The 25511-nt window shown below is 36.3% G+C and carries 27 protein-coding genes; 15 read left to right on the forward strand and 12 right to left on the reverse strand.

Going from position 1 to position 25511, the window contains the following annotated elements; all coding sequences use genetic code 11:
- Nucleotides 1–5 precede the first annotated feature (5 nt).
- From hemN to CY0110_RS19780, 3 genes are all read left to right on the forward strand, one after another.
- Nucleotides 6–1403 carry an oxygen-independent coproporphyrinogen III oxidase gene (gene hemN, locus CY0110_RS19770; RefSeq protein ID WP_008277312.1) on the forward strand — a complete coding sequence of 466 codons (1398 nt, stop codon included), beginning with the start codon at nt 6–8 and terminating at the stop codon, nt 1401–1403.
- 318 nt (nt 1404–1721) lie between these two features.
- On the forward strand, nt 1722–2054 hold the full coding sequence (locus tag CY0110_RS19775) for a type II toxin-antitoxin system RelE/ParE family toxin (RefSeq protein WP_008277313.1): 333 nt from the start codon (nt 1722–1724) through the stop codon (nt 2052–2054).
- Nucleotides 2055–2059: 5 nt separating this feature from the next.
- A complete protein-coding gene (locus tag CY0110_RS19780; RefSeq protein ID WP_008277314.1) occupies nt 2060–2410 on the forward strand; it encodes a helix-turn-helix domain-containing transcriptional regulator in 351 nt (116 codons plus the stop codon).
- A gap of 20 nt (nt 2411–2430) precedes the next feature.
- On the opposite strand, the gene CY0110_RS19785 is transcribed toward CY0110_RS19780, so the two are convergent.
- Together CY0110_RS19785 and lepA are read right to left on the reverse strand one after the other, a co-directional pair.
- Nucleotides 2431–3000 carry a hypothetical protein gene (locus CY0110_RS19785; protein WP_008277315.1) on the reverse strand — a complete coding sequence of 190 codons (570 nt, stop codon included), beginning with the start codon at nt 2998–3000 and terminating at the stop codon, nt 2431–2433.
- 196 nt (nt 3001–3196) lie between these two features.
- Nucleotides 3197–5008: a translation elongation factor 4 gene (gene lepA / locus CY0110_RS19790; protein WP_008277316.1), complete on the reverse strand. Its 1812-nt coding sequence runs from the start codon at nt 5006–5008 to the stop codon at nt 3197–3199.
- 285 nt (nt 5009–5293) lie between these two features.
- Between lepA and CY0110_RS19795 the strand changes: the two genes are divergently transcribed.
- Nucleotides 5294–5548, forward strand: coding sequence for a BolA family protein (locus tag CY0110_RS19795; RefSeq protein WP_008277317.1), 255 nt, complete (start codon nt 5294–5296; stop codon nt 5546–5548).
- Nucleotides 5549–5694: 146 nt separating this feature from the next.
- Entirely contained in the window at nt 5695–6018 is a 324-nt protein-coding gene (gene grxD, locus CY0110_RS19800) for a Grx4 family monothiol glutaredoxin (protein WP_008277318.1), read from the forward strand.
- 116 nt (nt 6019–6134) lie between these two features.
- Here grxD and CY0110_RS19805 read toward each other — a convergent pair whose 3' ends face one another.
- Entirely contained in the window at nt 6135–6386 is a 252-nt protein-coding gene (locus tag CY0110_RS19805; protein ID WP_008277319.1) for a DUF6761 family protein, read from the reverse strand.
- A 321-nt stretch (nt 6387–6707) separates the two neighbouring features.
- On the opposite strand from CY0110_RS19805, the gene CY0110_RS19810 reads away from it, so the two are divergent.
- Together CY0110_RS19810 and CY0110_RS19815 are read left to right on the forward strand one after the other, a co-directional pair.
- Nucleotides 6708–7487, forward strand: a complete 780-nt coding sequence (locus tag CY0110_RS19810; protein WP_008277320.1) for a response regulator transcription factor — start codon at nt 6708–6710, stop codon at nt 7485–7487.
- A 131-nt stretch (nt 7488–7618) separates the two neighbouring features.
- Nucleotides 7619–9205, forward strand: a complete 1587-nt coding sequence (locus CY0110_RS19815; protein ID WP_008277321.1) for an FAD-dependent oxidoreductase — start codon at nt 7619–7621, stop codon at nt 9203–9205.
- A 147-nt stretch (nt 9206–9352) separates the two neighbouring features.
- On the opposite strand, the gene sbcD is transcribed toward CY0110_RS19815, so the two are convergent.
- The 4 genes from sbcD to CY0110_RS19835 form a co-directional block, all read right to left on the reverse strand.
- On the reverse strand, nt 9353–10573 hold the full coding sequence (sbcD, locus tag CY0110_RS19820) for an exonuclease subunit SbcD (protein ID WP_008277322.1): 1221 nt from the start codon (nt 10571–10573) through the stop codon (nt 9353–9355).
- A 282-nt stretch (nt 10574–10855) separates the two neighbouring features.
- Nucleotides 10856–11224, reverse strand: coding sequence for a VOC family protein (locus tag CY0110_RS19825; protein WP_008277324.1), 369 nt, complete (start codon nt 11222–11224; stop codon nt 10856–10858).
- A 2-nt stretch (nt 11225–11226) separates the two neighbouring features.
- Complete coding sequence (gene map / locus CY0110_RS19830) at nt 11227–11988, reverse strand: type I methionyl aminopeptidase (protein ID WP_008277326.1); 762 nt, start codon at nt 11986–11988, stop codon at nt 11227–11229.
- A 93-nt stretch (nt 11989–12081) separates the two neighbouring features.
- Nucleotides 12082–12501, reverse strand: coding sequence for a DUF1824 family protein (locus tag CY0110_RS19835; RefSeq protein ID WP_008277327.1), 420 nt, complete (start codon nt 12499–12501; stop codon nt 12082–12084).
- 491 nt (nt 12502–12992) lie between these two features.
- On the opposite strand from CY0110_RS19835, the gene CY0110_RS19840 reads away from it, so the two are divergent.
- Nucleotides 12993–13205: a DUF2839 domain-containing protein gene (locus tag CY0110_RS19840; RefSeq protein ID WP_008277328.1), complete on the forward strand. Its 213-nt coding sequence runs from the start codon at nt 12993–12995 to the stop codon at nt 13203–13205.
- A 1-nt stretch (nt 13206) separates the two neighbouring features.
- Here the strand turns inward: CY0110_RS19840 and CY0110_RS19845 are convergent, their stop codons facing one another.
- Nucleotides 13207–13800: an acyl carrier protein phosphodiesterase gene (locus CY0110_RS19845; protein WP_008277329.1), complete on the reverse strand. Its 594-nt coding sequence runs from the start codon at nt 13798–13800 to the stop codon at nt 13207–13209.
- A 152-nt stretch (nt 13801–13952) separates the two neighbouring features.
- Entirely contained in the window at nt 13953–14948 is a 996-nt protein-coding gene (gene crtR, locus CY0110_RS19850; RefSeq protein ID WP_008277330.1) for a beta-carotene hydroxylase, read from the reverse strand.
- Between the two features lie 300 nt (nt 14949–15248).
- Between crtR and CY0110_RS19855 the strand changes: the two genes are divergently transcribed.
- The 6 genes from CY0110_RS19855 (at nt 15249) to CY0110_RS19885 (ending at nt 21517) form a co-directional block, all read left to right on the forward strand.
- Nucleotides 15249–16631, forward strand: a complete 1383-nt coding sequence (locus CY0110_RS19855; RefSeq protein WP_008277331.1) for an aromatic ring-hydroxylating dioxygenase subunit alpha — start codon at nt 15249–15251, stop codon at nt 16629–16631.
- Between the two features lie 70 nt (nt 16632–16701).
- On the forward strand, nt 16702–17157 hold the full coding sequence (locus CY0110_RS19860) for an NUDIX hydrolase (protein ID WP_035800100.1): 456 nt from the start codon (nt 16702–16704) through the stop codon (nt 17155–17157).
- Between the two features lie 115 nt (nt 17158–17272).
- On the forward strand, nt 17273–17683 hold the full coding sequence (locus CY0110_RS19865) for an FAD-dependent oxidoreductase (RefSeq protein WP_008277333.1): 411 nt from the start codon (nt 17273–17275) through the stop codon (nt 17681–17683).
- A gap of 616 nt (nt 17684–18299) precedes the next feature.
- Entirely contained in the window at nt 18300–20027 is a 1728-nt protein-coding gene (gene ltrA, locus CY0110_RS19875) for a group II intron reverse transcriptase/maturase (protein WP_008277335.1), read from the forward strand.
- Between the two features lie 5 nt (nt 20028–20032).
- On the forward strand, nt 20033–21154 hold the full coding sequence (locus tag CY0110_RS19880) for an FAD-dependent monooxygenase (RefSeq protein ID WP_008277336.1): 1122 nt from the start codon (nt 20033–20035) through the stop codon (nt 21152–21154).
- Between the two features lie 27 nt (nt 21155–21181).
- Nucleotides 21182–21517 (forward strand): 2Fe-2S iron-sulfur cluster-binding protein, encoded by a 336-nt coding sequence (locus tag CY0110_RS19885; RefSeq protein ID WP_008277337.1) that lies wholly within the window; start codon nt 21182–21184, stop codon nt 21515–21517.
- A gap of 146 nt (nt 21518–21663) precedes the next feature.
- On the opposite strand, the gene CY0110_RS19890 is transcribed toward CY0110_RS19885, so the two are convergent.
- Together CY0110_RS19890 and CY0110_RS19895 are read right to left on the reverse strand one after the other, a co-directional pair.
- Complete coding sequence (locus CY0110_RS19890) at nt 21664–22173, reverse strand: hypothetical protein (RefSeq protein WP_035800105.1); 510 nt, start codon at nt 22171–22173, stop codon at nt 21664–21666.
- Between the two features lie 42 nt (nt 22174–22215).
- Nucleotides 22216–22650: a hypothetical protein gene (locus tag CY0110_RS19895; RefSeq protein ID WP_008277339.1), complete on the reverse strand. Its 435-nt coding sequence runs from the start codon at nt 22648–22650 to the stop codon at nt 22216–22218.
- A gap of 309 nt (nt 22651–22959) precedes the next feature.
- Between CY0110_RS19895 and CY0110_RS19900 the strand changes: the two genes are divergently transcribed.
- Nucleotides 22960–23535 carry a DsbA family protein gene (locus tag CY0110_RS19900; protein WP_008277340.1) on the forward strand — a complete coding sequence of 192 codons (576 nt, stop codon included), beginning with the start codon at nt 22960–22962 and terminating at the stop codon, nt 23533–23535.
- Nucleotides 23536–23742: 207 nt separating this feature from the next.
- On the opposite strand, the gene gorA is transcribed toward CY0110_RS19900, so the two are convergent.
- Nucleotides 23743–25095, reverse strand: coding sequence for a glutathione-disulfide reductase (gorA, locus tag CY0110_RS19905; protein ID WP_008277341.1), 1353 nt, complete (start codon nt 25093–25095; stop codon nt 23743–23745).
- Nucleotides 25096–25511: the final 416 nt, after the last annotated feature.

Raw genomic sequence — 25511 nt, forward strand, 5'->3', positions numbered from 1 at the left:
AGACTATGAACTTAACAGCTAAAACCATTGAATTCGACCAAGACTTAATTAAAAAATACGACAAATCTTTACCTAGATATACCAGTTACCCCCCTGCAACAGAACTTAAAAGTAAGGTAGGAGAAGTAGAATTTAGAGCAGGAATCGCAGCAGGGAATCATAAAAATACGCCTCTTTCTCTCTATTGTCATATTCCTTTTTGCGAAACAGCTTGTTATTTTTGTGGTTGTAATACCATTATTACAGGAAATAAAAAAGTTGCCGATCCTTACTTAGAATATTTAATTAAAGACATTGAAAGAACAGCCGAATTAATTTCTCCTAATCGTGCAGTCAACCAAATTCATTGGGGAGGTGGGACTCCAAATTACTTAAATCAATCCCAAATCGATCAGTTATTTAATACCTTAGTTAAAAACTTTAATATTGATAAAGATGCTGAGATATCTATTGAAGTCAATCCCCGATATCTTGATCGCAATTTTATCTTTTTCCTGAGAAAGTTAGGGTTTAATCGTATTAGTTTTGGAATACAAGACTTTGACCCGAAAGTACAGAAAGTTATTAACCGTGTTCAACCCGAAGAAATGTTATTTAATGTCATGGGTTGGATGAGAGAAGCTGAATTTGAAAGTGTCAATGTTGACCTCATCTATGGATTACCTTATCAAAACCGAAACACCTTTAAAAAAACAGTTCAAAAAACCATAGAATTAGATCCTGATCGTATTGCTGTGTTTAACTTTGCTTATATTCCTTGGATTAAACCAGCGCAAAAAAATCTCCCTGTTGATGAACTTCCCGATGCGCCAGAAAAGCTTGCAATGTTGCAAATGACCATCGAAGAATTCAATAATAATGATTATTTATTCATTGGAATGGATCACTTTGCTAAAGCCAATGATGAACTAGCGATCGCTCAATCTCAAGGTGATTTACATCGTAACTTTCAGGGTTATACTACCAAACCCGAATCTGATCTTTTAGCTTTTGGCATGACATCTATTAGTATGTTACATGATGTTTATGTTCAAAATCATAAGAAGATCAAAGACTACTATAAAGCCTTAGATGAGGGACATTTACCCATTGAAAAAGGCGTAACTTTGAGTAAAGATGACATTATCCGTCGCGCTGTTATTATGGAATTAATGTGTCAATCTCAACTCTATAAAAATCGCATTGAAGAGAAGTATAATCTCAATTTCGATCTTGATTTTGACGAATATTTTGCCCAAGAATTAATCGATCTCAAACCTTTAGAAGCTGATGGATTAATACATTTACATAGCGATCGCTTAGAAGTTACTAATACCGGTCGCTGGTTAATCAGAAATATTGCTGCGGTGTTTGATCCTTATCTCAAAGGACGCAAAGAACAGTCTTTTTCTAAGGCTATTTAATACTCACATCTTGCACCTGCGATTCAACTAGCTATATCCCCCCTTTAATTCCCCCCTTACTAAGGGGGGTAGGGGGGATGGCAAGAGGCAACAGGATTTATTTTGACTGTAACTGATTAAGAATTGATTTTCTTTATTTTGCTCTTAAGTTTTTCTGTACTGGTGCAAGATATCAGTAATAGCTTAGGGAATCAATTATTTTACGGTATTATAATAGCTTTAGATCAACTTCTAAAGCTATTTTTCTCTATATGGGGAGTTAAGTTTAGCTAAAGTCTCGACATAGACAGTAACTTATATGTTACTCTTGGATTTAAGATGAAAATTCAAGAATATATTAGAGAAGATGGGTCAAGTCCCTATGAGAAATGGTTTAACAGTCTTGATGTTCAAGCTGCTGCTAAGATAACGGTTGCTTTGTCTCGTTTAGAGTTAGGTAATACCTCTAATATTAAGTGGATTAATGGAATTGGAGAATATAAAATCAACTGGGGTCCTGGATATCGAATCTACTTAGCAATTGAAGGTAAACAACTTATAATTTTATTCGGTGGTGGAACAAAAAAGAGTCAACCATCGGATATCAAAAAAGCTAAAAAATTATACCAAGAATACAAAAACAGAAAAAAACAAACCAAAAAAAAGAATTAACGATTATGTCATTAACCAGAGATTATCTTGAAACAGTTAATAAGCGAGTCAAACAAGATTCTGAATTTGCAAAAGCTTTGCTTGATGAAGCTACCTATCTTTTTCTTAATGGGGAACCAGAGACGGCTAGACTCATATTAAGAGATTTAATTAATTCAACAATAGGATTTGAAGAACTAGCCATACAAACCGCTAAACCTAGTAAAAGTCTTCATCGAATGCTATCAGCTAAAGGTAATCCTACAATGGATAATTTAACAGCTATTTACTCTGTTTTGCGTAAAGCATTAAATGTAAATATTGCAGTGACAATAACCCCAAGTTCTGAACAACAAAACCAGATATTGAATGTTTAGGCTTAAAATCATTTTTACAACTATTGATGATTGTGAATTGCTTTATGATGTAATTCACAGAGTAATAATAAGTCCTCATATTGTTCATGACCTAAATTTTTATAATGTTTATGATGTACGTGTAATTCGTTAAAATTTCCTATTCCTAAGCCTTCAATACACATTTCACACTTTCTTTCTTTTATTAACATCATTGCCGATTTGATTTTTCTCCAATGTCTTGTTCTTAAATAACTTTCATAATTTATTTTTTCATTACTGTTTAAATTATAGCCTTGTGTATTTATCAAGAACCAAATTCTTTTGAATTTTTCTTGTAATTCTATACTGTCAGTTTCATGACTCAGTATTGTACATAAGTTCTTATGAAAACAATTAAAAGAGGTAGAATATTTCCTCTCACTCAGATATTGTAACTGATCGTTTCTGTCTTCTTTATGCTTTTCCAGTTGATAATGAAATATTTTGTTCTTATCTATAACTAAGGAACGATGATATAAATATTGCTGTTTATAGAAGTTGTGCGCTAATTTGGGATATATTTCTTGATACCATTTTTCATAAAAATTTTTAACTTTATTCGTTTTCATTTCTTCTCTCGAAAACAAATGAAATAAATCACTAAATGATATTTCTCTGAATATAAACCAATCGTAGTACATCGTATTTATTAAATTAATAATTAGCTAAAACTATTAATAGTGACATAAGTTTAATATAGATTAAAAGTCCCTGAAAAACATGACAAGAAGACTGCTATCATAACAATCTTCTTTATCCAATCAATTATTGAGGATCTAGCTTTAATACCGCCATAAACGCCTCTTGAGGAACGTCTACGGTACCGATCGCTTTCATCCGTTTCTTACCTTTAGCTTGCTTTTGTAGCAGTTTCTTCTTACGAGAAATATCTCCCCCGTAACATTTCGCTAACACATCTTTACGCAATGCTGGTATATGTTCACTGGCGATAACTTTAGAACCGATCGCAGCTTGAATGGGAACCTTAAACTGATGACGGGGGATCAACTCTTTTAACTTCTCAGTCAAAGCGCGACCCACATAATAAGCTTTATCACGGTGAACGATCATTGCCAACGCATCCACACTATCCCCATTAACCAGAATATCCAATTTAACCAGAGGATTTTCGCGATAACCGATCAGTTGATACTCCATGCTTGCATAACCCCGCGATCGCGACTTTAACTGGTCAAAAAAGTCCGTCACCACTTCAGCTAAAGGTAACTCATAGATCAAAGACGTTCTTGAGAGGGTAAAGTAGCGCATATCCTTAAACACACCCCGACGACTTTGACAGAGTTCCATCAACGTCCCTACATAGGTTTCAGGGGTAATCATTTCCACTTCAATATAGGGTTCTTCTACCTTTTCCCGTTCTTGGGGGGGTGGTAGTAAACTGGGGTTATCGACTTGAGTCATTTCCCCATCAATAGTGGTGACGCGATAGATTACAGAGGGTGCAGTGGTAATTAAATCTAGATCATATTCCCGTTCTAGGCGTTCTTGAACAATTTCCATGTGCAGTAACCCCAAGAACCCACAACGAAAACCGAACCCCATCGCGCTAGAGGTTTCGGGTTCATAAGAAAGGGCCGCATCATTGAGTTTGAGACGGTTTAATGCCTCTCTTAAATCTTCGTATTGATCGGCATCTGTGGGGAATAATCCACAAAAGACCATCGGTTTTGCTTCAGTGTAACCGGGTAACGGTTCTTTGGCCGGGGCTTCTGCTAAGGTGATGGTATCCCCAACCCTTGCATCTTCCACTGCTTTGATGGCTGCGGCAAAATAACCTACTTCCCCTGCGTGAAGGGAATCTAGTTGTATTTGATTAGGCGATAACACCCCTAACTCATCGATTTCGTATTCTTTGCCAGAAGCCATTAAACGAACGCGGTCGCCTGTTTTCACCGTTCCATCCATGACCCGAAAATAAACAATCACACCCCGATAAGGATCGTAATAACTATCGAAAATCAACGCCCGCAACGGTTTATCCACCGTATCGCTAGGAGGAGGAACCAAATGTACAATGGATTCTAAAATTTCATCAACGCCGATCCCTGCTTTGGCCGAAGCTTTAATAATACCCGTACAATCTAACCCTACCACTTCCTCTATTTCATTGGCCACTCGTTCCGGTTCGGAGCCAGGTAAATCAATTTTATTTAAGATAGGAATAATCTCTAAATTATTCTCTAAGGCCAGATAGACATTAGCGAGGGTTTGCGCTTCTACCCCTTGAGAAGAGTCCACCACTAATAATGCCCCTTCACAAGCCGCTAATGAACGAGATACCTCGTAGGAGAAATCCACGTGACCTGGGGTATCAATCAGGTTAAGGACGTATTCTTGCCCATCTTTTGAGCGATAGTTCATCCTGGCCGCTTGTAATTTGATGGTAATGCCCCGTTCCCGTTCCAAGTCCATATTATCAAGGAACTGCTCTTTCATTTTCCGTTGGGCAACGGTTTCAGTCATTTGTAACATTCGATCGGCTAGGGTTGATTTCCCGTGATCGATATGAGCAATGATACAAAAATTACGAATACGAGAAACAGGAACGTCGGTCATAGAATCTGTCGGTGGGGTAAGTTTACAAAAGTTGGCCTTGTGTATTAGTGTAAGATTTTTTTGCTTTAACTACCACCATTAGAGCGTTTTTCTAAAGGACTTTGTTCTTCTTAGATAGGATTAGGGTATATTAACTCTTTAAATAAAAATTTAATCAAGAAGATATAAACCTTGATACCTTATAGGTTCCCTAGGGATAGGGTGTCAGAAAAAAAGGAGAAGGCGTGAGCAAAAACCGCTAAAATTAATAATAGTATTTTTATTCGTTCTCCAAAGAAAAAGCCCATGGTTGCACTTGCACAAGTTGAAGATATGATTAAAGCCCAACTCCCGGATGCTCAGGTGGTAGTGCGGGATCTGACCGGTGGAGGTGATCATCTTGAGGCGATCGTTGTCTCTGCTGAGTTTGAAGGAAAAACCATGATTAAACAGCATCAAATCGTGTACGGCGCACTTCAAGATGCCATGGACTCCGAAGCGATTCATGCCCTTGCCTTAAAAACCTACACCCCTCAAGCTTGGGAAGCAGCCCGACAATAAATACTATCTGTACTGAGATAACCTTGTTATAAAGGTAGGTGCTGATTCGTCTATCTAGCCCTGATAGACTTAACAGACAACACGATTCTCTTCCTCACAGATCCAATAAGCCAATTATCATTAAATAAATCCCTCCAGGAGCAAGTATGAACCCAGAAACCAAAGAAAAAATTGACCAAATGGTTAACGATCACAAAATCTTGGTCTTTATGAAAGGTAATAAGTTAATGCCTCAATGTGGCTTTTCTAACAATGTGGTACAAATTTTGGGTACCCTTGGTGTTCCTTTTGAAACTGTAGACGTTTTAGCTGATCCTGAAATTCGTCAAGGAATTAAAGAGTATTCCAACTGGCCAACTATTCCCCAAGTTTATATTAACGGGGAATTTGTTGGTGGCTCTGATATTATGATCGAGATGTATCAAAATGGTGAGCTACAACAAATGGTAGAAGTAGCTTTGGCTTCTTAAAAAAAATAAGCCCGCACAAGCGGGCTGTAGTTCTCTGCCATAATTCTTTCAGGTCAAAATTTAGGATATTCATAGTCTTTTTTCTTTATTCTTGACCGAAAACATAAATATGGTCATTATCGATAATAATCAGTCTCACGTTCTAGAGCAGTAAACTCAAAATTAGAAGGATCGCGGAAAAAACGCCAAGCGTCCTCTTCTAAACGATGAATTAAATAGGGTTCTAAAACATTTACCTGTCGCAGACAAGCAAGATAGCCATCCATATAACATTGAATTTCATCAAAGCGACGGCCTCGGTTCCATAGCTCCACCATGCCGTCTGTGAGATTTTGGTAATAACGAATTGCCAAGGGATGTTGCAGCATAATCGATGAATAGGAATAATTTCAAAAGGCGTTGATACAAAATAAATGACTTAATCTTAATGAATCATTAAGAGAAAAACAAGCTACAATATTAAGTAAATCAAAAATTTAAGAAAATCTTACCAGTTCGGTATTTTACATTCTATCTCTGTCTTATCCATTTGAAAACCGTACAGGTAACTTGATCAAGACAAGAATGAATTTTATAGAATCTTAAGGTTTTCTTAGGAAATGCCCAAAAGCAGCGTAGCCGATGTTACAAATTCTTGACAATAGGTTTGTTACGCTAATGACTGTCAAATTAGAAGGACGAAAACTAAGGTGAGTCTCATTTATACCGCTATTGTTGAGGGGAATCCTCATCTACGCTCATTATTAGGTTGGCATCTGCAACAAGCAGGTTATACAGCGCAACAATGCGCCAATCTGCAACAAGCCCGCAGTGTCTTTAACCGTCGCCAACCCACCTTAGTAATCCTTGACGCTGATCTATCTGACGGAGATCCTCTAGAATTGTGCCGGTGGCTTCATCAACAACGGCAATCGATGATTCTTATTTTATCGGCCCGCAACACAGAAAAAGATATTGTCAGAGGGTTAAATGCAGGAGCGGACGATTACCTGACCAAACCCTTCGGAATGCAGGAATTTATGGCTAGGGTTGAAGCCTTAATTAGACGGGTTCGCGTGGCTGCTGCTCCTTTGTTCCTAGATTATGGTGACCTAAAAATTGATTTAGTACAACGTCGGGTTCAGTTCCAGGGACATTTTGTGGATTTGACCCCCCAAGAATTTAGCTTATTGTACGTCCTTGCCCAAGCAGAAGGAAATCCTCTCAGTCGCTCAGAATTACTGCAAAGAGCTTGGCCAGAAGCGATTGATAATCCCCGTACCATTGACACCCATGTTTTGTCCTTACGGAAGAAAATTGAAACCGATCCTCGTCAACCTAGTTTAATTCAAACGGTTCGCAATGTCGGTTATCGATTCAACTCAGAAGTCATACAAGAGTCCTCTGCTTCTCCTAAGACTTCGACCACAACTCAATCAGCCAAAATAGCAGCAGTTGAGCCAATTAATATTAACAAGTTATCCTCATAATATCCTTTCTAATAAATTTTAGATGGGGACTGAGCAAAACTTTTTTGTCAATCGTTATCAGTCTATAGCTAGATGTAAAGTCAATTTGATTTAAGGAGAATATTGACAAGACGCAACCAGTTTAGTTCTCCATGAAAGAAATAGCTATAGCCCACATAAATGACTTAGAAAATGGTCAAATGCAGCAAATAGCTGTTAACGATACACAAATATTACTCTCTAAAATCAACGATAAATTTTATGCAACTGGAGCATTTTGTCCTCACTCTGGCGCACCTTTAGAAAAAGGAATTTTATCCGAAGAAAGGATAGTTTGTCCTTGGCATAATGCTTGTTTTAATGCGATCGCAGGGCAACAAGAAGAACCACCAGGGTTAGACTCTTTATTCGTTTATGTGACTAGAGTTGAAGGGGAAGAAGTATTCGTTCAGTTACCTGACGAGACATCCCATCATCGCACCCTAGAAATGGCTCAATATGTTCCGAATGTAGATAATCGCACTTTTGTTATTTTAGGTGCCGGTACAGCCGGAATCAACGCAGTAGAAACATTACGACAAGAAGGGTTTCAGGGTAAAGTCATTTTGATTAGTGCCGAAGAAATATTACCTTACGATCGCACACAATTAAGTAAGAAGTATCTACAGGGGAAAACGAGAGAGAATGCTTTATCTTTACGCAGTCAGGAATTTTACGCTCAACATGATATCGAATTAAAATTGGGCAAAATTGTAACTAAAGTCAACCCGTTAAAGAAAATGCTGACTTTTGACGATAATTCCTGTCTTGAATATGATTCTTTACTATTAGCTACAGGCGGAAAAGCTAAAAAATTAAATGTAGCCGGGTCAAATTTAGCTAATATATTCACGTTACGTCAACTAGAAGATGTTAACTTCATCTTAGAAACGGCTAAAGATGTCAAAAACGTTTTAATTATTGGTTCGAGTTTTATTGGTATGGAAGCAGCAGCTAGTTTAACTCAGCAAGGACTAAACGTTACAGTGGTTTCTCCTAATGATGTTCCTTTCAAAAAAATATTGGGGGATAAGTTAGGTAAGATGTTTCAAAAACTCCACGAAACCAACGGTGTCACCTTTAAACTTGGCACAAAAGCGGTTGAATTTAATGGCGAGAAAAAAGTAGAGTCAGCCAAATTAGAAAATGGAGAAACCATTCCCACTGATCTCGTTATTGTTGGTATTGGTGTGGTTCCAAATACAGACTATCTAACAGACAGTGATCTCAAAGCAGAAGATAACAGTATCGCTGTTAACCAATATTTACAGACTAACATCGAAGATATTTATGCTGCGGGGGATATTGCTCTATTTCCTTATTTACCTATGGAAAAATCAACTCGTATCGAACATTGGCGACTCGCAGCACAACACGGACGTATTGCAGCTAAAAATATGTTAGGTCATAATCAATTGCAAGACGTTTCTGAAATTGTGCCTTTCTTTTGGTCAGGACAATATAACTTAAAATTGCGTTATGTCGGACACGCTGAACAATGGGATGAAATAGCGATCGATGGCGATTTAGATCAACCAGAGTTTCTAGCATTTTATCTCCAAAATAATAAAATTATGGCAGTAGCAGGAGTCAACAGGGATCAAGATATAGCTGCTATCTCCGAATCAATGCGCCAACAAAAAATGACCGATGCAACCACAGTTAAGACTCAAAAAATTAACTGGATTCAGAGGGTTTGATATAATTAATTGATAATATATTAGGTGGTCATAAATAAACGTAAAGTGGGCAATACTAAGAAAAAGCTTACAAACCTTAACTAGAAACTATTTAAGACATTGCCCACCCTACAAGTTTTATTCATTTAATTATGCCTACCTACTTAGTTATTCTTCAGTTAATAATAATTGTGCTGCTTCCAACATATCATTCCTAATATCCTTAATGTCCTCTTGATTATTAAGATAGGTTTTTAATGCTTCGATGGGATCTAAACTTTTTCCGATTCCTAATTCTGGTAAACGAGGACGAGACAATTGACTAATAATTTCAGGGCGAATAGTATAACTATGGGCAGTCTTTAATGCTTCATGAATCACACTATTATTAATGAGTTCTAACTGTTCAGAACGAATCTGATAATTTACCCTTACTACTGTATTTTCAATGGTCTTTTTTTCAATGGCTTTCACCAAGGCAGCTTGAGGATCTTCTGCTTGGGAAATATCAACTTTTATGGTTAAAAAAGGACGAGCCGGTAAAGAACAAAAATCCCAATTAGCTTTACCTTTTTCCAGGTCAATTAAAATATAACCTTTTTCTTCTTTTTCTTCACTAAAATCAACCCTTTCTATACTTCCTGGATAAATTACAGGGGGATCATTACTAGGATTAAGATTTTGATGTTTATGAACATGACCAAGAGCAACATAATCAAATTCAGGACGTATTAATAAAGAAATAGGAATGGTAAACCCTCGACCCACGGCTAAGAATTGTTCTGCCCCAAATCTGGCACGATTAACCATTAAATGACCTAATAAAATAGTAGGAAGATTAGGATCTAATTTTCTAATTTCTTCTTCTAAAACAGGCTCTAATGCTTTGATTAATAACTGGTTAATTTCATCTAAAGATAACCCTTCCGTTTTGGATTTAGTTAATAAAGAAGAGCGAGTTAACCAGGGTAAAGTTATTACTTGAATATCACCATTATTAGTAGTTATTTTATGGGTAATTAAGTTATCTCCGACAATAAAACCAGGAACGGCTAAGGTGCGATAAATACATAAACTTGCCCCTCCATTTCCTTGTGAATGTTGGTCATGATTTCCGACTAATAAAATAGTAGGAATATTAGCATCAGCCAATCGTCGAAATTGAGCAGCAAACGCTTCTTGAATATAAGGTGCAGGAGTCGCATCAGGAAAAGCATCACCCCCAAATAAAACCAGGTCAACGGGTTCATTAATTGCTCGATCAATACATAACTTTAAACAATTAATAAAGTCTTCTAAACGGGTATTTAAGCCAGTTTTTGGGTTAATTTTTCCGTGAGAAAAACCGCTACCGAGATGAATATCTGAAAAATGAAGAACTTTAATCATAGTGGAAGTTATTATCAATAAGATTCAGTATTACTTCTAAATTGATACATAGAAGTCTTTACAACATTTTTATTCGAGATAGCATTTGTTTAGCATTTTCGTCCTTATAAATGTGATGAAACAATTTTGGCACCCATTCTAATGTAACATTAGGACTAAGACTTAACGATTCAATTTTGTCAAGAAACAGATGTACTTGTTCATCTAAGTTAGAAACAGACTTATTTTCGTAGTTTACCAAGTTTAAAACTTTGTTTAAATGATATTTAACCTCGCTAATATTTAGGAAGATTGATGTAAAATTAAACGATTACCATCGGGATCGTAAGTATAAATTTCTTGACCATGAGAAGCTACATTAATCTTGCCGTCAGGAGGATAACCCATGTTAGTTAAAAGAGCGATCGCTTTTTCTAAGTTTTCCACTTCTAAACACAAACTTAAACCACTTCTTGCTGAATTATTAAACTCAGTTTCATGGCTACCTTTAGGCTGAAAAATCCCCAACCGTAACCCCAATAAGTTAAATTGTGCATAACGTTTTGGTTCATAAGGATGGGGTTGTTGGGATAATAAGTTACTGTAAAAATCAACGACTAAATCAAAATTACTTGTCCCCAACGCCACAAAAGCAGTGCTATATTGCAACATTTTTAATCAGAAAGGGTTAAAATTTCTACTCCTGTTTCAGTCACAGCAATGGTATGTTCAAATTGTGCCGATAACTTACCATCTTTAGTAATGGCAGTCCAACCATCTTCTAAAATGACAGCTTCCCACGTACCTTCATTAATCATGGGTTCAATGGTAAATACCATCCCAGATCGTAGTTTTTTGCCCTTTCCTCGCTTGCCATAATGGGGGACTTGGGGGGCCGTATGAAAGATATTACTCACGCCGTGGCCGACAAAATCTCTCACCACAGAGAATCCTTGAGGTTCGGCACATTCTTGAATGGCAGCACCGATGTCACCAATTCTTGATCCTGGTTTAACAGTTTGAATCGCCTCCATTAAACATTTTTCGGTCACTTCAACCAATCTTTGAGCCAAAGGAGAGGGAGTCCCCACAAAGAAAGTTCTTGAAGTATCCCCGTGATAACCATCTAAAATGGGAGTCACATCAATGTTAATAATATCGCCGTCTTGAAGGATTTGTTTTGCATTAGGAATACCATGACAAACTACATGATTAACACTGGTACAAATAGATTTAGGAAAGCCATGATAGCCTAAAGGTGCGCTAGTTGCACCGTGGGCTTGTGTCCATTTTTCCGCTTCATCATTAATTTCTAGAGTGCTAACCCCTGGTTTCACCATATCGGCTAAATGGTCTAACAGTTGAGCAGCTAAACGTCCAGCCCGACGCATTTTTTCAATTTCTCGTTTCGATAATAAGGTAATGGTTTCTCCCATGTTTTCGATGTGAAATTAACTAATAATGGTTTTTTCCATGATACCAAATTTCCCGATCATAAAGACTTGAGATTATCTCTTGACCCAGAAGAATTACTCAAATAAATTGAGCGGAAAATGACCGTAGATTCCAACTAAATTATGATTATCGGATTGACAAGAAAGTAAGACTCCACGGTAACTTCCTGTATAATAATCAACATAGTAAGACATCGTTTCAGTATTAAATTTAATATAGATAGGAGTTTGTCTTGGTGCTGTTAGAGAGGGTTCTAACTTCTCAGATATTCCTAAAGCTTTTAAATAACTTTTAAGGGTTTTAAATCCTTCTTGAAAGCTATCAGCGCAAATACCAATGTTCTCAGTGACACACAAATCTGAAACAATTTTAATAGCTTGCCGTAATTTATGTTTATCTGCTTCAAAATCTACAATTTTAATTTGGAGACAGCTATATTCTTTAAGAATTGTGAGAGCTTCCTCTACGCTTAAGTTAGTATTAGTTTGACTCATGATGGTAAGTTAAATGAATTAGTGTAGGACAAAATTGCTAACTAGATAATAATCATTTTATCCTCCCTTTGGAGCTAGGAGTCAGCAGTCAGAATTCATATTAATAATTAAACAATGTCTTGAGTGCGTAATTTGCTTGTTCTCCTGATTTCCTTTATTGATAGGTTTCTAAAATACAATCTGAAGCAGAGTATGCTAAACAAGTCGTGGTAAAGATTTAAGAAACCCTAAAATTGAAGTTAAGATTAATTAGTCGGACTTTGTAAACTTTACACAAATCTACAAAATTGAGTTTCATGATCCATGCTACGACGATAAGGGTCTTCACGGAGTGAATTCCCTGATGTTTTTAAGATTCCCTGTAGTAAACTTTGTGGTGAAATCTATTCTAACTAATATTAACTCATAAATGTTATGACTTTGTGTTAAAAGTTGACTGAAGATTCCCTTCAACAGTTATGATAAAATAATGATGAGTTGTAGGCTAATATATGGGTGAAGCAAAACGCCGTAAAGAAGCTTTAGGAGAACAGTACGGTCAAGAAGAACGTATTTTGCCTTGGCTCCCTATTTCTAAGCGTCAAGGTCAAGCTTTTTATCAATGGACAACAAGAGGGGCTTGGGTTGGTATCGGCATTATGGTCGCTATTTGGCTAACAGTCCGTGTTGTCGGGCCTGGGTTAGGTTGGTGGAATGTTCAATAGGTTAAAAAGTATGACGATTTTGGTTAACATACTCAACAAGCTGAGGAAAAAACAATAGAAAATCTGATTCTAATTCATGATAGTTGTGTTGTAAATCGTTATGAGCGATCACACAATGATTAGGTCGTTTAATTCGTTTAGCGAGTCGTTGACAGGTTCGCTTAATTCCTTCTGTTTTTTGATAAGAAACTAACCAATTTTCTAGAATAATTCTAGGTAGAATTAACTGTAATTTTTTAGGAAGCAAATAGTAATTTTTTTGTAAAATAATATAAATGTTTTGAGCAAATGTTTCTAAATTTTCTTCAGAAAATAGACTCCAGTTTTTAGCTAAAAAATGATCATAAAAAATATCAATTAAAACTCCAGAAAATCGTCCTTGGGATTGATAAATTCTGTTTTTACTCCATTTAAAAATCTCATGGGTATCCGTAAACCTATCAACCCTAAAATGGGTTTCAATTCCTTTAATAATACCTTGAGAGTAGAGTGAACTTTCTTGATCAATTCTTCCTTTAACGAAATCTCCCAATAAATTTCCGATTTGCGATTCTGGAGTATTCTCTGCTAACAACAAATGGGCCAGATAATTCATAATCTGTAAAAAAGGATTTATTTATGCCAATCTCTTATATCCAGGGTTAAAATTAAAGTTATTTTAACATAGTTTTTAAATTCCCATAGTATGTTAAACAATTAGAGGTCAATGATTCTTGACCTCTACACAGATAATTATTACCATTTTTCTCAAGAAGGGGATTGTCTTGAGTGCGTCTTCTCTTGGTGCGCGTTCCCTATGTGCTTCGCAAGCACCGGGGTCGCACCGCTACATTCTGAATACGATTCAGAATTACGCACTCGCTTTTTATGATGACCATGAAAACGAATCCCTAAAAATACATCATAGAGGAAATTCCAAAGGTTTTTTCCTTTTAATAATCCTAGAGATTGATCGCATCCTTTGGCATCTAATAACGGTTTAGTGGCATGATAAGCCGGTCTATATTTATACCAAGGAATGGAAGGCCATAAATGATGAACCAAGTGATAGTTTTGTCCAAAAATTAAGATGTTGAGAACTGCACTAGGATAAACCCTAGCATTTTTCCAGCGATCGCGTTCTTCAAATGGTCGATGGGGTAAATAATCAAAGAATAATCCTAAAGCTACTCCTACGACTAAAGCAGGAACAAACCAAAAATTCATCACATAGCCAATAAAACCGTAATGAATGCCTAGAAAAACAACCGTAAATAAAAATAATCTACTTAAAAACCATTCTAAAAGTTCGTATTTCTTCCAGAGACGACGTTTAAAAAAGAAAATTTCATGATAAAAAAAACGTGCTGCTATCATCCATAACGGTCCACCAGTAGAAACAAAATGATCCGGATCATTATCAGGATCATTGACATTCGCATGATGTTGTAGATGAACCCTTGTGAACACAGGGAACGCAAAGCCTAGCATTAAAGCACTTCCGTGACCTAAAATAGAATTTATAATACGATTACGGTGGGCAGCATTATGAGAGGCATCATGAATCACTGTACCTGATAAATGTAGGGCAAGAACACTACAAACAAAACAAATCAAGTCAGGCCACTCCCATAACCAATAACCGCAAATCGAACAACCAATGAGGGATAAAGCGGTAAAAAACATCACCACGTTGGGGTTAAACCCGCCTGGGGGTTTAAGAAACTCTCTAGGGACTGTTTGCAGCGTTTGTGCCGACTGCATTGCTGTTTCTTGCTCCTTTATCGACATTATGATTAATCTTTGAGTAGTTTACACGATAATAGAAATTTAATAAAGATTTGTAACATTATCTCATCTTATGTAATGATTAAGGTTAAATTACGAAAACTCAAGCTTAAAGTGTAGTTCATTAGTTCAGATAGAAGACGTATTAAATTAAGAATAGTTCAAATATGAGACACTTTAAGAATAAAACATAAGTATTTTAATGATTTCTAATAAGGCAGCTTTAACATAAATAAAACGTTAAAATTAAATAAAAGGTCAAAAGATTCAATAAGCATGAGTAATCAATTTTCTTGGAGTCAAAATTGGTATCCTATCAGTCCGTTAAGTTATCTTGATGCGTCTGTTCCCACTCCTGTTACCGTCTTGGGTAAAAAGTTGGTTATTTGGCAGAATAAAAAGCAACAGTGGGTTGTGATGGACGATCAATGTCCCCATAAGTTAGCACAACTTTCTTTAGGAAGAATAGAGGATGATGGAACCTTAATGTGTCGACATCATGGATGGTGTTTTAATGCGGAAGGAAACTGTACAAAAATTCCTATGTTAGAAGAAGAAGCTAGAAAAACCGCTTGTAATAGTTCCCGTTCACAAGTGACAGTTTATCCGACACAAGTTAAACAAGGATTATTGTGGGTTTGGCCCGATGATAAAACAACAGCATTTGAAGATTGTCAGTTAAAAGAACCAGCAATTATTCCTGAGTGTGGTTTAGATGTTACCGCTACAGATTGGCATTTATTAGAGGTTCCTGTGGGTTATATTGTCTCAGTAGAAAGTAGTTTTGATCCCTCCCATGCTCAATTTCTTCATGAAGGTTTAGCAGGGTTTGCTCCTGAAAAAGCTATACCGATAACCTCTTTTAAGACAGTGGGAGAAATATCAGCAGAATCAGGATTTACTTTAAAACATAGTGGTTACAATATTTTTAACAAGGATATGGAAGCAACAAGACAATTTAATCCTCCTTGTTGTAACACGACAATTTACCGTTATCCTAATGGAAATATGATGTTAGCGCAACTTTATTTTATTCCTACTGAACCTGGTCGATGTCGTTATATTAGTAAGTTTATTACTAGCATGAACTTTTCACAAAATAACTTTATCTTAGATCGACTACCTCAAAAATTAAAAACAGGATTTCAACATTTATCAACTTATCAATTAAGTGACCAAGATTTAATGGTTATGCACGCTCAAGAAACCTTACAAGCTAGTTTAGAAAAACCTTGGCACAAAAGCTATTTTTTACCAGCAAAAGCTGATATTGGAATTATTACCTTTCGTCAATGGTTAGATCAGTTTGCAGGAGGCAAACCAGCTTGGAAAAATGTTCAAGAAAAATTGTATCAACCCCTGACAGAAGAACAATTATATGAGCGTTGGCATCGACACACAAAATATTGTCCTAGTTGTCGAGCTAGTGTAGATTTTTTAGGAAAAGTTGAAACCTATTCTCGTTATTCAATCATTATTTTTTCGGTTTTAACTTTACTTTTATTGCTTCTACCAATCTCAAGTAAACTAGCAATTTTATCAACAATTATTGCTATTGTCAGTGTTTTATTTTCATTCTTCTCAGATCATTTACATCATGGTTTTATGAGTGGTTTACCGAAACATGGACTACCGATTAGAAAACTATATGATCGGTAACTAGCAGTTAGTTAATCGAACTGCTTGCTATAATTAACAATCCTTACCTTTAAAGAGTGATACTATTAACATGGGTCAAATATGGCGATATATAAAGGCCGTAATGGGGATTATTTTCCGTCATCCCATTACAGGTACTACTATTATCCCGGTACTTCCTGATGGTCGTATTGTTTTAATTCAACGAAAAGATACGGGAAAATGGGGACTACCAGGGGGTATTGTTGACTGGGGAGAAGACATTTTAACTACAGCTAAGCGAGAATTAAAAGAAGAAACAGGGTTAGATTTCTTAAATGTTGGTCGTTTAGTGGGGGTTTATTCTTCAATGGATCGTGACCCAAGAATCCACTCAATTTCTATTTTAATTGAAGCAGAAGTTACAGGGGATTTTGCTGTAGAAGATACCCTCGAAGTCATAGGAATTGAAGCATTTTCTGTCGATAACTTACCATTAGGTAATCTTTCCCATGATCATGATCGCCAATTAAAGGATTATTTACAAGGGTTAACAGTGTTAGCTTAATGATTCAAATATGGATACTTTAGTTAAAGTGGTTAGTTTAGGTGTTATAAGTATTTTGATAGCGTTTACTTTAACTCTTTTTTGAGTTTAAAAAATATTTCAATTAATATTATCTATGATGAGTTACCTTGACAAAAAAAATGTGGTCATTATTGGGGGAGGACCCACTGGGTTAGGCACTGCTTTAATGTTAGCAAAAAGAGGGTGGAAAGAGATTATAGTCATTGAAAAAAGACCCTCTGCTGATTATTATGAACCAGATAAATCCTTTAACTATCAAATTGATGGTCGAGGACAAAAATTAACAGATTTATTAAACCTTACTGATCAACTCGCGGATTTAAGTGTTCCTAACACAGATTTTTATTTAACACTCATTAAATCAGATGGAACACGAAAAGTAACAAAACTTCCTATCGTTGATCCTGAAAGAAAAACCGCCTACTGGTTACCGAGAGCTTCTTTTGTTAAATTATTATCTGAAGAAATTGAAAAAAAGTGGCAAGACTCTATTCGTGCGATGTAGCAAGCTATGTGTTAGCAGCTTAGGATAAGCTGCACAATGAGCGGAGAGCCGTCTCTCCCAGTGGATTCTGTCCCATTGTCCCCACGTAAAAGAACTCTAAAAAAGAGTTTGGTCACGCTAAGAGTAAGTAATGAAATTAGTGGAATGCAGACCACGAAAGTATTCAAATCTAGAAGCCTAATCTAGATAAGAGCTAGGGGAAGTAAGGAAGGGTTAATGAAAATGAATCATCGATGAGGCTTCGTCATGCTTGAAGAAGTGAAATAAGGCTGATACACTTCAACCAAAAGGTTAGTAGATAGGTTATATGGTCGAATCGTCCATATAACGACAGAACAAAGGCTCTACCGAAGTATAGATGAAACCCGACACCTTAACGAATCTCAACACATGGAACTACAGAAACCCCTATAGATTCTTAGGAAAACTGGTCGAAATCCTAAGTAGGTTAATCGCAAGAGAGACGGAATCATCTAGAGGGAAAGGGATGTCTGAGAAAGCGAATGCCCTGGGTAATGCCAGGAATAGAGGTTCAAAATTTGCCTTACATCGAAAGATGGCAGACTTCAGACAGGTTTTCAACGATAAATCAAAGTAATAAGGAACTGAAACTTAAGTGAAAGATAGAGTCCAACAGGACATCGGAGCTAAAGAGACTTTAAGAGAATGGTCAGACATCGACTGGAAGACCGTGATTAAAAAAGTTAAGAACCTGAGACAGAGAATTTATCGTGCGACACAAGAAAAACAATGGAACAAGGTTAGAAGCCTACAGAAATTGTTAATCCGTTGTCACTCCAACCTGCTACTGTCAGTGCAAAGAGTAACACAAACTAATCAGGGGAAACGCACACCAGGCGTAGATGGTAAATTAATTAAGACCCCCCAAGATAGAGTGAAATTAGTTAATCAATGGGAAAAATACAAGCCCTGGAAGGTAAAACCAGCCAAAAGGATTTACATCCCAAAAGCCAATGGTAAAAACCGACCATTGGGAATACCAACCATTGATGACCGCATAGCACAGGCAGTAATCAAAAATGCTCTAGAACCCAGTTGGGAAGCTCGATTTGAGCAAAACAGCTATGGATTTCGACCAGGAAGAAGCTGTCACGATGCCATAGAACAATGTTTCGCCAGATTACAAAATAATCGCGACACATGGGTATTGGACGCTGATATCAGGGGAGCATTTGACAACATTAGCCATAAATCTATACTTAAAAAACTAGGACAAGTACCTGGTAGAAAGTTAATCAAACAATGGCTAAAAGCAGGATATATCGAAACAAACGTTTTCCACAAGACAGAAAGCGGAACTCCGCAAGGTGGGATAATTTCACCCCTATTAGCCAACATCGCGTTAGATGGAATGGACGACTGGCTAGGTAATTTTCAAAAAACTAAGTTTGGCAAAATATACCAATACGGCAAAAAGAAAGTCCATAGCAAACACAAATATAGGAAGTATGGATTTATCCGCTATGCAGATGATTTCCTAATCACCGCAGAGTCAAAGGAAGACATTGAGGAGATATTACCAAAAGTAATAGAATGGTTAGCTGAAAGAGGGTTACAACTCAATCAAGAGAAGACCCAAATAAAACATATCTCAGAAGGGATTAACTTTCTAGGATTCAACATTAGGCAATACCAAGGAAAATGTCTGATTAAACCTCAAAAAGAGAAGTTAAGAGAAAAGTTACGAGAAATAAAATCGTGGCTATATGAACATCCCAATCTAAAACCAGGGGCGGTCATAAAGGTTCTTAATCCAATCTTAAGAGGATGGGCAAACTATTACAAACACGGAGTGAGTAGCCGTTCATTCAACTACTTCGACCATAGGATGGTTAAAATGCTTATCAAATGGGCTAAGAAAAGACATCCAAACAAAGGAAGTGAATGGGTTGTCCCAAGATACTTTGGAAGAATCAAGGGCGATCACTGGGTATTTAAAGCCATATCCCAAGACAGAAAAGGGAATAAAAAGGTGGAATACATATATAAAATGGCATCCACTAAAATAACTCGCCATGTCAAAGTCAAGGGAAAGGCATCACCCGATGACCCCACCTTACAGAACTACTGGGATAAAAGGCGAACTGGGTATGGTAAAACATATTTCGCCAGAGGTTCCAAGCTATACAAAATAGCAGAAAACCAAAAGTGGCAATGTCCAGTATGCGGTGAACATCTTTTCAACGGAGAAAAATTCGACACTCACCACAAGATAGAAGTAATGGAAGGTGGAAATGATGAGATAGAAAATCTCATACACTTACACAAAAAATGCCATTTACACATCCACAGTGAGAAGAAGAAAGTGTCCAAGAAAGCTTGAGCCGTATGAGGCGACGAGTTTCAAGTACGGTTCTTAGGGGAAAGGAGTATGGTGACATATCTCCTTTTACCCGACAAGTTTTATTTAATACTAATTGTCTTGAAATTAAAGTAAGTGAAGATCAGTTAAAAGTTATCGCTCAAACTCAAGATAATCAAAAACTAATCTTGATTCCAACCTTGTTAGTTGGTGGTGATGGATTAAATTCAATTGTTCGTAAAACTCTCCATGAAACAGAAGAGAAATCTAATTCATTTGTAATGCAAATGTTTCCTTCTCCTAGTTCTGGACTTAAGTACAAAGTGCTTACTTTACCGCCTCAATTTCCCTTATCAGAAGAAAAAAACGATCTAACTAAATCTACAATGGCTTATGCTATTCGCTCTTTTTTTAAAGAAAAAAAGAAAGCAATTTCTTTAGGCTTATTACCCTTCAAAAATCCTAACCAACCTAGAACTGCTAATATTATTACTTATCCCAATCATCAAATTTGGCAATTAAAAACATCAGAAGAAGTCAAACAATTCTTAAAAGTAGCTTTTCCTCAAATTCCTTTAGAAAAGATTGTTTCTGATAAAGAAATAGCAAGATTTACCTATAGTGAAGGGGGAAATTTTCCCATTCCTCAATTTTGTTCAGGAGTCTATAAAATTTGGGGAGAACCCGACAAAAGTAAAGGAATAGCTGTTATCTTATTAGGAGATGCTGTCCATTGTTTTCCCCCTGATATTGGACAAGGGGTTAATTCTGCTTTAGAAGATGTTTATATCTTGCAAGAAATATTAGAGAAAACTAAAGATAATCTGTCTGAGACACTTCCAATTTATCAAAACCGACGACAAGATGATATTAAAGCGTTAATTCGTTTAGTTCAGATTAGTTATCCCTGGCAATATAATCAAGATCCTTTACAAAAAAAGTTATGGAGTATCAACTTCTTTATTCGTTTATTATTGAGTCGTTTTTTGCCTTTTCTATTTAGTCCTCATTCCTTTGTTCTCATTCAAAATCATGAGTTATCTTATTCAGAGATTCTTGCTAAAAGTAACAGAACAATAAAAATTTTATTGGGTACTGTTGTTTTAGGCGTTATCTTAATTTTATTTTTTATTGTAATGTATAATTAAAGGAAAATTTTTATCATTGGTGATTGTATGTTTAAAATTACTGCACAGGGAAAAACCCTTACTTGTCATCAAGGAGAAAATTTACGCCGTGTTCTTCTTAAAAATAATATTGATCTTTATAATGGTCAAGCAAAAATTATCAATTGTCGGGGAATTGGAACCTGTGGAACTTGTGCCTTAGAAATAGAAGGGTTAGTCTCCGAAGCTAACTGGAAAGATAAAGCAAGACGTTCTCTACCTCCCCATTCTTTAGAAAAAAATCGTCGTTTAGCTTGTCAAACTAAAGTGTATGGAGATTTAAAATTAACTAAATACGATGGGTTTTGGGGACAAGGTGATAACGTGATTTGGACGGCTGAATAAATCAAATTTTTTCGCTCCCATTTTTACAGTGATCGCCCCAAACAATCAGTGCAGAGCAACTAAAAGAAACCCTGCAAAAATGGTTTGGAAAAATACTGAACTTCGGTTAATTCTGTTAGATATATGATAGATGTTCTATATAAAAACTAACGACGTAACCATTTAGATGCTACAGCACCTAACGCTGCACCCACTAAAGGGTTACTCAAGAATTTAATTAATGCAGGTTGATCAGCCATAACGTCTTGAAAGATATCAGGATGAGAATGATAGGCAAAGCTGGCTAACTTACTGACATCATCAGCATTCATGCGACTAGCATGGTGAGTCGACAAACTTAATTGTTTTTCTAAGTCTTTTTCACTTAATCCTCTTTTTTTGAGATGCTTGAAAAACTCTCTGGCTACATCATCTCGTTCGTTTGGTTTAATTTGAGCGATCGCTTTTTGTAATTCTGGTTCCATTTGTTGTGGAGAAACCTTATCATGATCGAAGGCACGACGAAAAAGACCATGTCTTTCTTCTCGACTCGAACGATTAGCAAAATCGTCAAAATTATCATAATTTTCTTCGACAGGGGAACTATTGAGAGATTCAACGTTGCCACCAGCAAGGTCGCTCATTATTTGTTTTTTGTATCTGTCACTACTAGACATATTTAGTCTTTACTCCTGTTCTTAATTTAGTATTGATTGAATCTAAGCTTGATACTCTATCTGGTTAGACTGAATATCATACTTACTGGTCAAAATTCTTTCCTTATCTGGGGCATATATCAAGATTGTTAAATCCTGATTGGGAAAATTTTTATGAAAACCCATTGTTAGGGATTTAGCCAAAGTTTTTACTTCTGTTGGTTTGACTTGTTCGGAGATAACTACGCCTAGCTTATTGTTGTCGCGTACGTAAGCATCTTTAATCAATCCTTGGCTGGTATTAACGACCCAATCACCAAATTTTTGACCTGCCATACTATTTCCCCTTTCTAATTGGGTGTAAGCTTCAGTTCTATCTGAAGTATAATTAGAAATTTTTGTAGGGGTATTTGATGAACAAGCAGTGGTAGTTACTATCAACAAAATCAATAAAGTGGTGGCTAGAAAGCGACGAATCTGAATAAAATTAATTGCCATAAAAACTCCTGTGTACTATTATTATTAACACTGCACTCGTAGTAGTTAACTCCAAAAAAATTATATTTACTAACTTTAAAATAACTAAAAATTCATCAAAAGTAACTCCATCTGAAGAGATAAACTTGTCAAAAATTGTCATTTATGATTTATTTCTTTATCTACCCCAAGGAAGAGGCTGTGGGAACAATACTTTATTAACTTAGTAAAAAAAGCTTTTGTCTGATTCAACTTCAAGATAGAGGTAATGCGATTAATTACCATTAATTAAGTGTTACATTGAATTTAAGTAATATCAAATTTAATTAAATGCCCATTCCCATTCCTAAACGTCCCAGTGGTTACAGATTAGGTAGCAGTAATGCACCTATACAAATCGAGATGTTTTTCGATCTCGAATGTCCTTTTTCTCGAAAAGGTTGGCAGACAATTCTGAAAGTGTTTAAGGCATACGATGCTCAAACAATCTATTTAATTTTACAACCAATGACATTAGGCAACCATCGTCAGAGTTGGGATGCGACCAAAGCTGCGATTGTAGTTGCACAGGACAACACAGAGAAATTTGTTGATTTTGTTAGCTATCTTTTTGATCATCAGCCAGAATTTGCTAACGAAGCTTTTAAAGATAAAACTCAAACAGATTGGCATAATCTACTAGCAGATTATGCGGTGGACAGTAATCTTTGGTCTGATCAAGAAAAATTTATTCGACTACTCAATAGCGAAGAAATATACAACCAAGCGAGAATACCTGCTCGTTTTGCAGCACTACAGGGTGTATGGTCTACTCCAACCTTTTTTATTAATGGTGCGCAAACAACAGATTTATCATCCCAGTCTAGTTTACAAGACTGGCAAGACAAAATTAATTCGCTCTTATAATTATAACCACTCAATTTTTTAGCTTAGCTTTATTTGTGTTCAAGGTTACTATGAGCAATGAGATAATATGTGAACTTAATTTAGATGCGTTTACTTTGGTATCTTATATTTTTCTGTTTCCTTTTTTGTATTGGCATTATGCCATGAATAGGGACATAATAGGCGACTTTAATTATGTCCCTAGAAAAATCAATAAGCCATTAAACTTTAACGCATGGTGACAAACTCTTCGGCTGAAGTAGGATGAATACCGACCGTTGCATCAAAATCAGATTTTTTCGCTCCCATTTTCACAGCGATCGCTACCCCTTGAATAATTTCAGCAGCGTAGTCTCCGACCATGTGGGCCCCTAGAACTTTTTCCGTTTCTTGATGAACCACTAATTTCATGAGGGTTTTTTCTTCTTTTCCTGGTAAAACGTAATACATGGGACGGAATTTACTGCGATAGACTTTAATAGAACCTTCTCCATACTGTTCTTTAGCCTCTTCTTCGGTTAATCCCACTGTTGCTGCTTCAGGTGTACTAAACACAGCAGAAGGAACATTTTCATAACTCATAATGCGAGATTTTCCGCCGAAATGGGTGTCAGCAAAGGCCCGTCCTTCGTTAATAGCTACAGGGGTTAAATTAATTTGATCGGTACAGTCGCCTACAGCATAAATATTCTCTTGAGAAGTACAGCTATATTTATCAACTGCGATCGCCTCTTGTTTAACTTCAACCCCGGCATTTTCTAAGCCTAAATTATCTAAACTGGGTTTACGTCCAGTGGCTGCTAAGCTAACCGTATCGGCTAGAATCATTTCATTGTTTTTATCCCCTTTAAGAGCAATTTTTAACCCTTGGGATGTTTTTTCAATGGACGTAATAATCGTGTTTTTAAGGATTTGGATACCATGATGTTCCATTGATTCTTGAATGGTGGTTCTGATATCTTCATCAAAGCCGTTAAGAATTTTATCCCGACGAATAATTTGAATAACATCCGAACCCAAACCGCGCATAATACAGGCAAATTCTACCCCGATATAACCGCCTCCCCAAATAACCAGTCGTTTCGGTTGTTCAGTTAGGGTAAACATATCATCAGAAATGATCGTATTTTCAATTCCTGGAATGTTTGGTCTAACTGGGTGTCCACCCACTGCAATTAAGATTTTATCGGCGGTAACTTTGGTATTTCCTACTTCTATAGTGTGGGGATCAAGTAATTTTGCATAGTCCCGATAAAGTTCTACATTAGACTTATCTAACATCCGTTGATAAATACCATTAAGACGTTGGGTTTCTTGTTGAACAGAAGTGATCATTTTTGACCAATCTAAGGTACTTTTAACGGGACTCCAACCATACCCTTGAGACTCTTGAAACGCTGCTGGAAAATGAGACGTATAAACCATTAATTTCTTGGGAATACAGCCTACATTGACACAGGTTCCCCCTAAGCGATTATTTTCTGCTAATCCGACTTTTGCCCCATATTCTGCAGCCCGTCTAGCAGTTGCAATACCACCTGAACCGCCACCAATAACAAATAGATCAAAATCATAACTCATAATAATACAAATCTCCTAATTTTTCCGTCTTTTTTTACTTTTGCTTTGTGTCGTCTGTTTCTATAGTTTATCGCTTCTTGGCATAGTTGTTAGGGGTATTGAGTCATAAAATAAACATCTTTCGTTGCTATAGACAAACTTAATACAGAGAATTTTTTTGAGTTTTTTATGTTGATATTTAGTAAATTTAATCTTTTTTTTTATCTTAAGGCAATTATCTGCAAAAGGATGGCCACTAAAACAGAAAAAATAATAAAATAATTAGGATAAAAATACAACTCAACTGCCTCGACTCATCCACAAGGGTAACTAAAGATATGGGTAATCGACTGAATATCCTTATCGTCATCGTAAGATTAAGGTTGATCAGAAAATTGTTATAGTATATCTTCCCATCGTTACCCAAGAGTGGGATG

Source organism: Crocosphaera chwakensis CCY0110 (genome assembly GCF_000169335.1).
In the GTDB taxonomy this organism is placed as follows: domain Bacteria; phylum Cyanobacteriota; class Cyanobacteriia; order Cyanobacteriales; family Microcystaceae; genus Crocosphaera; species Crocosphaera chwakensis.

Coding starts and splice junctions, on each gene's coding strand:
- CY0110_RS19805 (WP_008277319.1), bottom strand. CDS start 6,386: ATGCTGCAACATCCCTTGGCAATTCGTTATTACCAAAATCTCACAGAC.
- CY0110_RS19865 (WP_008277333.1), top strand. CDS start 17,273: ATGATGAGTTACCTTGACAAAAAAAATGTGGTCATTATTGGGGGAGGA.
- CY0110_RS19815 (WP_008277321.1), top strand. CDS start 7,619: ATGAAAGAAATAGCTATAGCCCACATAAATGACTTAGAAAATGGTCAA.
- CY0110_RS19890 (WP_035800105.1), bottom strand. CDS start 22,173: ATGTCTAGTAGTGACAGATACAAAAAACAAATAATGAGCGACCTTGCT.
- sbcD (WP_008277322.1), bottom strand. CDS start 10,573: ATGATTAAAGTTCTTCATTTTTCAGATATTCATCTCGGTAGCGGTTTT.
- CY0110_RS19780 (WP_008277314.1), top strand. CDS start 2,060: ATGTCATTAACCAGAGATTATCTTGAAACAGTTAATAAGCGAGTCAAA.
- hemN (WP_008277312.1), top strand. CDS start 6: ATGAACTTAACAGCTAAAACCATTGAATTCGACCAAGACTTAATTAAA.
- CY0110_RS19860 (WP_035800100.1), top strand. CDS start 16,702: ATGGGTCAAATATGGCGATATATAAAGGCCGTAATGGGGATTATTTTC.
- CY0110_RS19880 (WP_008277336.1), top strand. CDS start 20,033: ATGAGGCGACGAGTTTCAAGTACGGTTCTTAGGGGAAAGGAGTATGGT.
- gorA (WP_008277341.1), bottom strand. CDS start 25,095: ATGAGTTATGATTTTGATCTATTTGTTATTGGTGGCGGTTCAGGTGGT.
- CY0110_RS19825 (WP_008277324.1), bottom strand. CDS start 11,224: ATGTTGCAATATAGCACTGCTTTTGTGGCGTTGGGGACAAGTAATTTT.
- CY0110_RS19845 (WP_008277329.1), bottom strand. CDS start 13,800: ATGAATTATCTGGCCCATTTGTTGTTAGCAGAGAATACTCCAGAATCG.
- CY0110_RS19835 (WP_008277327.1), bottom strand. CDS start 12,501: ATGAGTCAAACTAATACTAACTTAAGCGTAGAGGAAGCTCTCACAATT.
- grxD (WP_008277318.1), top strand. CDS start 5,695: ATGAACCCAGAAACCAAAGAAAAAATTGACCAAATGGTTAACGATCAC.
- CY0110_RS19855 (WP_008277331.1), top strand. CDS start 15,249: ATGAGTAATCAATTTTCTTGGAGTCAAAATTGGTATCCTATCAGTCCG.
- map (WP_008277326.1), bottom strand. CDS start 11,988: ATGGGAGAAACCATTACCTTATTATCGAAACGAGAAATTGAAAAAATG.
- CY0110_RS19885 (WP_008277337.1), top strand. CDS start 21,182: ATGTTTAAAATTACTGCACAGGGAAAAACCCTTACTTGTCATCAAGGA.
- CY0110_RS19895 (WP_008277339.1), bottom strand. CDS start 22,650: ATGGCAATTAATTTTATTCAGATTCGTCGCTTTCTAGCCACCACTTTA.
- CY0110_RS19795 (WP_008277317.1), top strand. CDS start 5,294: ATGGTTGCACTTGCACAAGTTGAAGATATGATTAAAGCCCAACTCCCG.
- CY0110_RS19840 (WP_008277328.1), top strand. CDS start 12,993: ATGGGTGAAGCAAAACGCCGTAAAGAAGCTTTAGGAGAACAGTACGGT.
- crtR (WP_008277330.1), bottom strand. CDS start 14,948: ATGCAGTCGGCACAAACGCTGCAAACAGTCCCTAGAGAGTTTCTTAAA.
- CY0110_RS19785 (WP_008277315.1), bottom strand. CDS start 3,000: ATGAAAACGAATAAAGTTAAAAATTTTTATGAAAAATGGTATCAAGAA.
- CY0110_RS19900 (WP_008277340.1), top strand. CDS start 22,960: ATGCCCATTCCCATTCCTAAACGTCCCAGTGGTTACAGATTAGGTAGC.
- CY0110_RS19775 (WP_008277313.1), top strand. CDS start 1,722: ATGAAAATTCAAGAATATATTAGAGAAGATGGGTCAAGTCCCTATGAG.
- lepA (WP_008277316.1), bottom strand. CDS start 5,008: ATGACCGACGTTCCTGTTTCTCGTATTCGTAATTTTTGTATCATTGCT.